Source organism: Kitasatospora sp. NPDC127111, from assembly GCF_042677465.1.
Taxonomy (GTDB): Bacteria; Actinomycetota; Actinomycetes; order Streptomycetales; family Streptomycetaceae; genus Kitasatospora.
Map to the genome: position 1 here is coordinate 1 of NZ_JBHXTG010000140.1, position 9246 is coordinate 9246.

The 9246-nt window shown below is 74.5% G+C and carries 5 protein-coding genes; 3 read left to right on the forward strand and 2 right to left on the reverse strand.

Features of this window, described 5'->3' with window-relative positions; genetic code table 11:
• Nucleotides 1-2649 (reverse strand): nitrate- and nitrite sensing domain-containing protein (locus tag ACFVHB_RS39405; protein WP_380332708.1); only part of this gene is annotated, 2649 nt, incomplete at its 3' end.
• A 541-nt stretch (nt 2650-3190) separates the two neighbouring features.
• On the opposite strand from ACFVHB_RS39405, the gene ACFVHB_RS39410 reads away from it, so the two are divergent.
• The 3 genes from ACFVHB_RS39410 to ACFVHB_RS39420 all read left to right on the forward strand — a co-directional run bounded on the left by ACFVHB_RS39410 (nt 3191) and on the right by ACFVHB_RS39420 (nt 7962).
• A complete protein-coding gene (locus ACFVHB_RS39410; RefSeq protein WP_380332711.1) occupies nt 3191-5020 on the forward strand; it encodes an AMP-dependent synthetase/ligase in 1830 nt (609 codons plus the stop codon).
• 291 nt (nt 5021-5311) lie between these two features.
• A complete protein-coding gene (locus tag ACFVHB_RS39415; RefSeq protein WP_380332714.1) occupies nt 5312-6484 on the forward strand; it encodes a polysaccharide deacetylase family protein in 1173 nt (390 codons plus the stop codon).
• A gap of 599 nt (nt 6485-7083) precedes the next feature.
• Complete coding sequence (locus tag ACFVHB_RS39420; RefSeq protein ID WP_380332717.1) at nt 7084-7962, forward strand: nitroreductase/quinone reductase family protein; 879 nt, start codon at nt 7084-7086, stop codon at nt 7960-7962.
• Between the two features lie 87 nt (nt 7963-8049).
• Here the strand turns inward: ACFVHB_RS39420 and ACFVHB_RS39425 are convergent, their stop codons facing one another.
• On the reverse strand, nt 8050-8850 hold the full coding sequence (locus ACFVHB_RS39425) for an SGNH/GDSL hydrolase family protein (RefSeq protein ID WP_380332720.1): 801 nt from the start codon (nt 8848-8850) through the stop codon (nt 8050-8052).
• Nucleotides 8851-9246: the final 396 nt, after the last annotated feature.

Consider the following 9246-nt stretch of genomic DNA (forward strand, 5'->3'; position numbering starts at 1 on the left):
CGGGGCGATGGCCCGGCGGGCCGGGTCCGGGGGCAGCCAGGCGGGTGCGGCGGCGGGCGGCGCGGCCGGCGGGGTGGTGGCGCCGCGGCCGCGGGTGAAGCCGCGCTGGAACGAGGTGAAGGCGGCCCGCGCCTCCTCCGGCGAGCGCTCCCGCACGGTGTCGCTGCCGTCGGCGCTCCGCCCGGCGTCCTGCACGGCGCGCTCGCGCAGTTGCGGCGCGAGGCTCGCCTGGCGCACCCGGCGCGGCAGCACCCCGGGGCCGGCGGGCGGCGCGCCGACGACCGTCGGACCGGCGGACGGCGTACCGGCGACCGCCGGACCCGCGGGCGGCGCGCCGGCGGACGCGGTGTCCTCGGCGCCGGGCGTGGCGGACGTCGGCGTCGCCTCGGCCAGGTCCTCGCGACGGTGCCGGCCGGTGCCCGGGGTGGTCCCGTCGGTGGGCGCCGACACCAGCACCGGGCCGCCCTTGGTCCGGGACCGCCGCGGCAGCCCGCCCGGGGTGCGGGCGGGTTCCGGCGCCGACGGGCGCGGCCCGCCGGTCACCCGGTGGCGCCCGCCCTGACCGGACCCGGTGCCGCCGGGCTTGCGGACGTCCGGGCCCGCGGCCGCGGGAGCGTCGCCGTCCGGCCCGTCCGGGCCGCCCAGCGACGGCACCGCGACGAGGTCGCGCTGGCCCTTCCGCCCGGCCGCCGGACGCCGCCCGGTCCCTGCACCCGCCCCGGCAGCACCCGACGGCGGTTCGGGCAGCCCGTCCGGCGCCTCCGCCAGCAGCTCACGCGGGATCAGCACCACCGCGGTCGTCCCCCCGTAGGGCGAGGGCCGCAGGTGGACGCGGATGCCGTGCCGGCGGGCCAGCCGGCTGACCACGAACAGGCCCAGCCGGTCGGTGTCGGCGAGGTCGAACTCCTGCTCCACGGCGAGGCGTTCGTTGATCTCGGCGAGCGCCTGCTCGCTCAGCCCGAGGCCGCGGTCGTCGATCTCCAGCGCGAAGCCGTGCGCCACGACCTCGCCCTGGACGGTCACCTGGGTGTTGGGCGGGGAGAACACCGCGGCGTTCTCGACCAGTTCGGCCACCAGGTGGGTGACGTCCGCGACCGCACTGCCCAGCAGCCCGGTGCCCGGGAACGGCCGGACGCCGACCCGGGCGTAGTCCTCCACCTCGCCCACCGCGGCGCGGACCACGTCCACCATCCGCACCGGCTTGCGCCAGGCCCGGCCCGGCGAGCCGCCGGCCAGGATGATCAGGCCCTCGGCGTGGCGGCGCATGCGGGTGGTGAGGTGGTCGACCTTGAAGAGGTCCTCCAGCTCCGCCGGGTCCTCGGTGCGGCGCTCCATGGTGTCCAGCAGGGTCAGCTGGCGGTGCAGCAGCACCTGGCTGCGCCGGGCCAGGTTGACGAAGACGGCGGAGACGCCGCGGCGCAGCTCGGCCTGTTCGACGGCGGCCTCGACGGCGGCGCGCTGCACGGCGTTGATCGCCCGGCCGACCTGTCCGACCTCGGCCGGGCCGAACTCGAGTTCCGGCGCCTCGACCGCCACGTCCACGGCCTCGCCCTTGCGCAGTCGCAGCATCACCGACGGCAGCCGGGTGCCGGCCAGCTCGTTGGCGGCGTTGCGCAGGCCGATCAGCTCGCGGGCCAGGCCGCGGCCGATCCGGTAGGAGATGACCACCGACAGCACGACGGCGATCAGGCCGACCGCACCGGCGATGCCGCCGCGCCAGAGCAGCCCGATCGCGTAGGCGTGCTCGCGGTCGCCGATCGTCACGGCCAGGCGGGAGTTGATCGCCGCGAGGTCGCCCAGCGCCCGGTCGGCCGTCTCCCGCCAGGAGTCGCCGTTGATCGCCTGGACCACCCGGTCCGGGCCGCCCGCGCCGACGAAGTCCGCCTCGGCCCGGGCCAGCGCCGCCCAGGCCTCGCCGCCGCGCAGGGCGATGTAGTCGCTCTGGTCGGCCGGTTCGAGCTCGGCGATGTAGACGGTGAACAGCGCCTGCTGGTTGTGCAGGGCGTCCAGCGCGGTCTGGTACTGCTCGGCGGTGGGCCGGCCGGGGGCGGTGCGCAGCCCCTCCATCGCCGCGTCCTCCTGCGCGAGGTACTCGCGGGCGCGGGCCAGTTCGATCAGGATCGTTCCCTGGCGGGGCAGTTGGCCGCTCTGGCGGGCGACGAAGGCGGACCGGAAGCCGAAGGTGGGCTTGATCAGGTCGCTGTACTGGCCGAGCGCGAACTCCCAGTTGAGCGCGGAGCGGTTGATCTGGCCGCGCAGCGGGAGGAGCTGGTCGGCGGCGGCGAGGATCTGCACGTAGCGGCCGCGCTGCGCGGCGTCGAGCTTGCCGCCGCTCTCGTCCTTCTTCTGCCGCAGTGCGGCGAGCCGCTGGTCGGTGACGGCCTGGGCGTGTTCGAAGGCGTCCCGGTTGGCCCGCGAGGCCGGGTCGGCCAGTCGCATGACGGCGGCGCGGCGCTCGTTCTGCAGATCGAAGGCGTACTGGTCGACCGGCGTGCCGAACTCCTTGTACGTACTGCTGACCTCGAGCTGGCTCCAGACGTCTCCGGTGGTGGCGAGCGTCGCGTAGGCCCACAGGGCGGTGAGCGCGACGATGGGCACCAGGAGCAGCGCGATGATCTTCGCGCGGATCGAGCTGCTGCGCAGACGCATGGAGTCCTCGGTCGGGAAGTGCCAGGCGCGGACGGGGAGCGGTTCGAGCGGGTGGGTCGAGTAGTCGGAGCGGGTCGGAGCGGTCGGTCGGAGCGTTCGGTCGGGAGCGGTCCGGCGGACGGACGGTCGGCAGGCCGGTCGGGCCCGACCGGGGCCCCGGCCGCAGGTCTGCGAGAGCCTACTACGCCCTGACCATTCGTTCGAGGGTCGAACCCGCCCTCCCCGCGACCCGCCCCGATCACGTCAGGAGCACGTCAGATTCACGCGCGGTCACCTCCCGAACCGCCCCCGGATCGTGTCCGGATCATCCCGGACGCCCCGGATTCACCCGGCTCGGCACCCCGCGCCGCGCCTCCCCGCTACGGCACTTCCCCAACCGGCATGTGCCGATCTCGTCGCGTCACCGTCACAACCCTGGGCAGTGACAGAGCAATCCGATAGTTTCGCTCCACCTGCCCGACCGGTCAGCGTGCACCGCCGATCCGGCCACCCGTACGGGCCCGGCAGGCAGGCGGAGCCGCAACGGGGGATCGGGGGCAAGGTGCGCGAGTTCAGCTCCCCCGCCCCGGCCGGCCCTCCGGCCAGCGGCGGGCTGGCCGACTCGCTCTACGACACCGCCGAGCGCACCCCCGGCCTGGTCCAGCTGGCCCGCCGGGACGACTCCGGCGAGCAGTGGCACGAGGTCACCGCCGCCGCCTTCCGGGACGAGGTACTGGCGCTCGCCAAGGGCCTGCTCACCCGCGGCGTCCGCTACGGCGACCGGGTCGCCCTGATGTCCCGCACCCGCTACGAGTGGACGTTGTTCGACTACGCACTCTGGTCGATCGGCGCGATCCCCGTCCCGGTCTACCCGACGGCGGCCCCCGAACAGGTCCGCTGGATCCTCGCCGAGACCCAGGCGGTGGCCTGCCTGGTCGAGGACGAGGACCACGCCATGACGGTCGGCGCGGTCTGCGACGCGCTGCCGGACCTCACCGGGATCTGGCAGCTCGACCGGGGCTGCGTCGCCGCGATCACCGAGGACGGCCGCGGGGTGCCGGACTCGCTCGTCCACCGCCAGCGGCTCGGCGTCGCGGCGCAGAACGTCGCCACCGTCGTCTACACCTCGGGCACCACCGGCCGGCCCAAGGGCTGCCTGCTCACCCACGCCAACCTGGCCGCCGCGGCCGACGCCCTGCTCGACGGCTGGGGCGACGTCTTCCGGGACACCGGCGGCGGCCAGCCCTCCACCCTGCTGTTCCTGCCGCTCGCGCACGTCTACGGCCGGATGGTGCAGGTCGCGGCGGTCCGCGGCGGCTTCCGGATCGGGCACATCCCGGAGGTCTCCACCGAGGCGCTGCTGCCCGCACTGGCCTCCTACCGGCCGACCTTCCTGCACGTCGTCCCGTACGTCTTCGACAAGATCTTCCAGGCCGCCCGGCGGGCCGCCGAGGAGGCCGGGCGCGGCGAACTCTTCGAACAGGCCCGGCAGGTGGCGGTCGAGTGGGCCGCCGCCCGCGAACAGCGCGCGCTCGGCCACGGCCCCGGGCCGGGCCCCCGGCTGCGGCTGCGCCACCTGACGTACGAGCGGACCGTCTACCCGCGGCTGCGGGCGGTACTCGGCGGCCGGGTGCGCGGGGTGATGTGCGGCGGCTCGTCGCTCAACCGGGAGCTCGGGCTCTTCTTCGCCGGCCTCGGCCTTCAGCTGTACGAGGGCTACGGCCTCACCGAGACCTCCGCCGCGATCACCGCGAACCCCGCCGGGCGGCAGAAGATCGGCACGGTCGGCCGGCCGGTGCCCGGCGCCACGGTGGCCATCGCCGACGACGGCGAGGTCTGGGTGCGCGGCCAGGGCGTCTTCGGCGGCTACCTCAACCACCCGCGCTGCACCGCCGAGGCGCTGTACGACGGCTGGTTCGGCACCGGCGACCTCGGCAGCCTGGACGAGGACGGCTACCTCACCATCACCGGCCGCAAGAAGGACCTGATCGTCACCAGCAGCGGCAAGAACCTCGTCCCGGGGGCCCTGGAGGAGCGGGTCCGGACGCATCCGCTGGTCTCCCAGTGCCTGGTGGTCGGCGACGACCGCCCGTACGTGGCCGCGCTGATCACCCTGGACCCGCCGGCGCTGGCGCACTGGCTGAAGACGCACGGGCGCGAGCAGTCGGACCCCTGGGCGGTGCTCGGCGACGAGGAGCTGCACGCCGAGATCCAGCGCGCGGTCGCGGCCGCCAACACCGCCGTGTCCCGGGCCGAGTCGATCCGCGCGTTCCGGCTGCTGCCACGGGAGTTCGGCATGGACCAGGGTCTCCTCACGCCCTCGCTCAAGCTGCGGCGGTCCGCGATCACGGAGTACTACGCGCAGGACATCGAGGAGCTGTACGCGCCCTGATGGTGCGTCTCGTCCCGGGCGGGGACGGCCCGATGCCCGCCGGACGGCGAACCGGTCATCCGCCGACATCCCTTGACGATCCCAGTGGTCCAGTCCATTGTTCTGCCACGGTCTGAGTGCGGCACGCCAACGGCTCCCGCCCCTCGGGGAGCGCTCCACCCGTTCCACCCGCCCTCCCCACGGGCGTGTTTCCCTCGTTCTCCCTACGGCTACCGCGGCCCCCACGGCCCCCCACGCAGGAGTCCTCAGTTGCCCATGTCCTCACGCCTGCCCATGTCCTCACGCCTGCCCATGTCCTCACGCCTGCTCGCGCCCGCCCGCCTGCTCGCGCCGGCCGCCGCCGCGCTGCTCGCCATCGGCGGCCTCGCCGCCCCGGCGTCCGCCTCCGCCTCCGCCTCCGCCTCCGCTGCGAGCACCGCACCCGCCGCGTCCACCGCGAACACCGTCAACCTGGCCACGAACCCCGGCTTCGAGATCCCCGCCTCCTCGCTGGCCGACTGGGGCAGCGTCCCCGGCTGGCGCTGCACCGGGGGCCCCGCCGAGGCGGGCGTCACCACCGCCGCCCCGCACTCCGGCGGATCCGCCCTCGCCGTCACCCCGGCGAACGACGACTCCAACGGCGAGTGCGCCCAGACCGTCTCCGTCCAGCCCAACACCACCTACACCGCCTCGGCCTGGGTCCGCGGCGCGTACGTCCACCTGGGCGCCACCGGGACCGGTCGCGACGTCGCCCCCGCCTGGACCGCGACCACCAACGGCGGCTGGCAGCAGCTGACCACCCGGTTCACCACCGGCCCGGCCGCCCGCACCGTCCGGCTGTACGTCCACGGCTGGTACCAGCAGGGCCCGTTCGCCGTCGACGACGTCCGGGTGGACGGCCCGGCGCCCGCCCCCGCCACGGCCTCCGGTTCGGTGGCCACCAGCGACAAGGTGGTCTTCTTCACCGTGGACGACGGCTGGCAGCGCACCCCCGAGGCGGAGCGGTTCATCACCGACCACCGGCTGCCGATCACCGCCTTCCCGCTGCCGATGCCGGCCGCCGCCGACCCCGACTTCTTCCGGCGCGTCACCGCCGCCCCCGGCTCGTCCGTCCAGGACCACAGCGTCTCCCACGCCGACCTGACCAAGCTCTCCCCGGCCGAGCAGCAGGTCGAGATCTGCGACGCGCGGGACTCGCTGACCCGGATCTTCGGCACCGCCCCGGTCGTCTTCCGCCCGCCGTACTTCGCCTGGAACGCCGACACCCTGCAGGCCGCCGCCAACTGCGGCATCCGCACCGTCCTCACGGCGGACGCCGACTTCAGCTGGGGCGCCTCCAACGTCTGGCACGAGGGCACCCTGTCACCCGGCGACGTCGTGCTGATGCACTGGACCGACACCCTCGCCGCCGACCTCCAGCGCGCGCTCGCCGCCGCCGACGCGGCCGGCCTCAGGCCCGCCGGCCTGGCCTCCTACCTGCGCTGACCCACCCGGAGCCGGTCCGCCGTTCCCAGAGGGGGACCGGCGGACCGGCCCCGCAGGACGTCCGACGCCCACGGCCGGCCTCGCCCCCGGCGCCGACGTCGAGTTGGAGGCCGGCCAACTCCGGGTCCGCCACCCGGGCCCGGTCCGTCTCGCGGCTGCGGCCACCGGGCGAGCCCGTCCCGCCAGGTGACCGGACCGGCCGTCAGCCCGGCGGCCCGCCACCGGCTTCTCGCCGGGCGGTCGGCTCGGCGGCCGCGCCGTCCAGGCCCACGATGCGTTCCATGACGTGGCCATTCGTCACCCCCGCACGGGCCGCCACCGGTTCCCCGGCGATCTTGGTCGTTGACAGGCGAGGCGGACGGGTGCTGTCATGTGAGGCGTGCAGCGCGGCGTCGGCCAAAGAGCAGTGGGCCGGCCGGCAGCCGAGCGGGCACCTTCACCGAGGGACGATGCGCGATGAGTACCTACTCCGCTCCCCTTTTCTGACGTCAGCGGCCGCGGCGGTGCCCGCGCGCTCGCTTCGTCCTGATGCCTGCCGCGCCAGAACCGGTGCGCCGCCGCGGCCTCCGCTCCCCCGTGTCCGGAGAATCCACAGGCGTATGCCCATGTCCTTCAATCAAACGATCATTGACGAGTTCCGCGCCAACGCCGGACGGGTCGGCGGCCCGTTCGCGGGCGGGGACCTGCTCCTGCTGACCACCGCCGGCGCCCGGTCCGGGCGCGACCACACCGTGCCGCTCGGCTACGTGCGGGCGGAGGGCCTGCTGCTGGTGGTCGCCTCGGCGGCCGGGGCACCGGACCATCCGCAGTGGTACCGCAATCTGCTCGCCCGGCCGGTGGTGCGGGTGGAGCTCGGAACGGAGGTGTTCCAGGCGGTCGCGGTGCCGGCCGAGGGTGCCCGGCGGGACCGGCTGTTCGAGGCGGTGGTGCGCGCCGCCCCCGGCTACGGTGACTACCAGGCCCACACCACCCGCCGGCTGCCGGTGGTGGTGCTGGAGCGGCCCGAGACCGGGCGGCGCGAAGTGACCAGCCTCGCGGACAAGCTGCTGGAGGCGCACACCTGGCTGCGGTCCCAGCTGCGGCACGTCCGGGCGGAGACCGAGGCGCACTTCGCCGCCGGTCCGGCCGGGGACGGCCGGCCGCCGGGCCTCGGTCTGCAGATCCGGCAGCACTGCCTCGCGCTCTGCGAGGGGCTGACCCACCATCACGCCGGCGAGGACGCCGCAATCTTCCCGGCCCTGACGAGCAGCCACCCGCACCTGCGGGAGGCGCTCGACCGGCTGGGCGAGCAGCACCGCTCGATCGGCCGGCTCAAGGACGAGCTGGTGGGGCTGCTCGCCGGCATCGCGGTCGCCGAGCCCGAACGGTTCCGGGCCGAGCTGGCTCGGCTGTCGGCCGAGCTGGAGGCCCATCTCGCCTACGAGGAGCGGGAACTGCTGCCGGTGCTCGCGGACATCCCGTTCCCGCCGCGGCGGTAGGCCGGCGAGCCCGCCGATCCCCTACCGCCTTCGCGGTGGGGGGCCGGCGGCCGCTCGAACCGACCCCCGTGAGCCGGCTCGACGGGGTTACGCCTGCGCGGAGAACACCGGGAGGTAGCCGCCCGAGTGGCCGGAGGCCTTCGGGTGGTAGCTCTCGTCGACGGGCAGGGTGGTGCTGTGCAGCCAGGTGGTGCTGGAGCCGCAGATCTCGTGCTCGGTGAAGATGCCGCGGACGTCACCGAAGGCGAAGCCCGCATTGGCGGCACGCTTGGCGATGACGCCGTCCAGGACGTCGGCGGCGCTGTTGATGGCCGCGCGCTTGGTGTCGCCGATGCCGAAGATGCAGCTGCCTCCGACCTTGTAGAGGTGGGGGTAGCCCAGCACGACCACGCGGGCGTTGGGGGCCTTGGCGTGGATCGCCGCGTACACCTGGTCGAGCTGGCCGGGCAGGGTGGTGGTGGCGTAGTTCTTCGCGGTGGCGACGGCGTTGAGGCAGGCGCTCTCGGAGTCCAGCACGCAGGTCTGCATGGTGCTGGCGAAGCCCGCGTCGTTGCCGCCGATGCTGATGGAGACCAGCGTGGTGCCGGAGTTCAGCACCGAGAGCTGGTTGTTGAGCACGTCACCGGTTCTCGCACCGGAGCAGGCGACGAAGGAGAAGGACGACGGGGCGTGCGCGTTCTTCCAGAGGTAGGGGTACGCGTTGGTGCTCCGCTTGCAACTGCCGCTCTCGCTCATGTAGCTGCCGGCGCCGACGCCGGAGGCGTAGGAGTCGCCGAGGGCGGCGTAGTTGACACCGGCCGCATGCGCGGACGAGGCGGTGAAGAGGGTGGTCAGGGTCAGGAGGGCCGCGAGGGCGGCCACGGACATGGAGCGGGTGGGGCGCAGCATGACACCTCCAACGAGTGACGTGCGTCACAGATGTGATACCAGGCGGTAGGTACCACGGGAAGCGGTCATGCCAAGGCAATTGACGGACAGTCTGACAACTTCGGAGTGAACTGCCGTACGAGCGGCGGAAAGTGCGCTGGTCGGGCTCCGGCGGAGCGGCCGGCCAGGCCGGCGAGGCCCCGCGCCTCACGCGCGCGGCGTACCGCCGGGCGCGTGGCCGGGCACGCCGCCCGGGCAGGCCGACGCCCCCCGAGCCCGTACCGAAGCCGGAGCCCGAGCCCGTACCGAAGCCGGAGCCCGAGCCCTAGACGAGTAGTTCCGAAGTCGGCTGGGTTTGCCGGTTCTGCTTCGGACATGCAGGGAGGGTGTCCAGCATCGGGTTGTGACGACCGAAGA

What these genes read in the sequence shown, in the direction of transcription:
- ACFVHB_RS39415 (WP_380332714.1), top strand. Translation starts at nt 5,312, where the DNA reads ATGTCCTCACGCCTGCTCGCGCCCGCCCGCCTGCTCGCGCCGGCCGCC.
- ACFVHB_RS39420 (WP_380332717.1), top strand. Translation starts at nt 7,084, where the DNA reads ATGCCCATGTCCTTCAATCAAACGATCATTGACGAGTTCCGCGCCAAC.
- ACFVHB_RS39425 (WP_380332720.1), bottom strand. Translation starts at nt 8,850, where the DNA reads ATGCTGCGCCCCACCCGCTCCATGTCCGTGGCCGCCCTCGCGGCCCTC.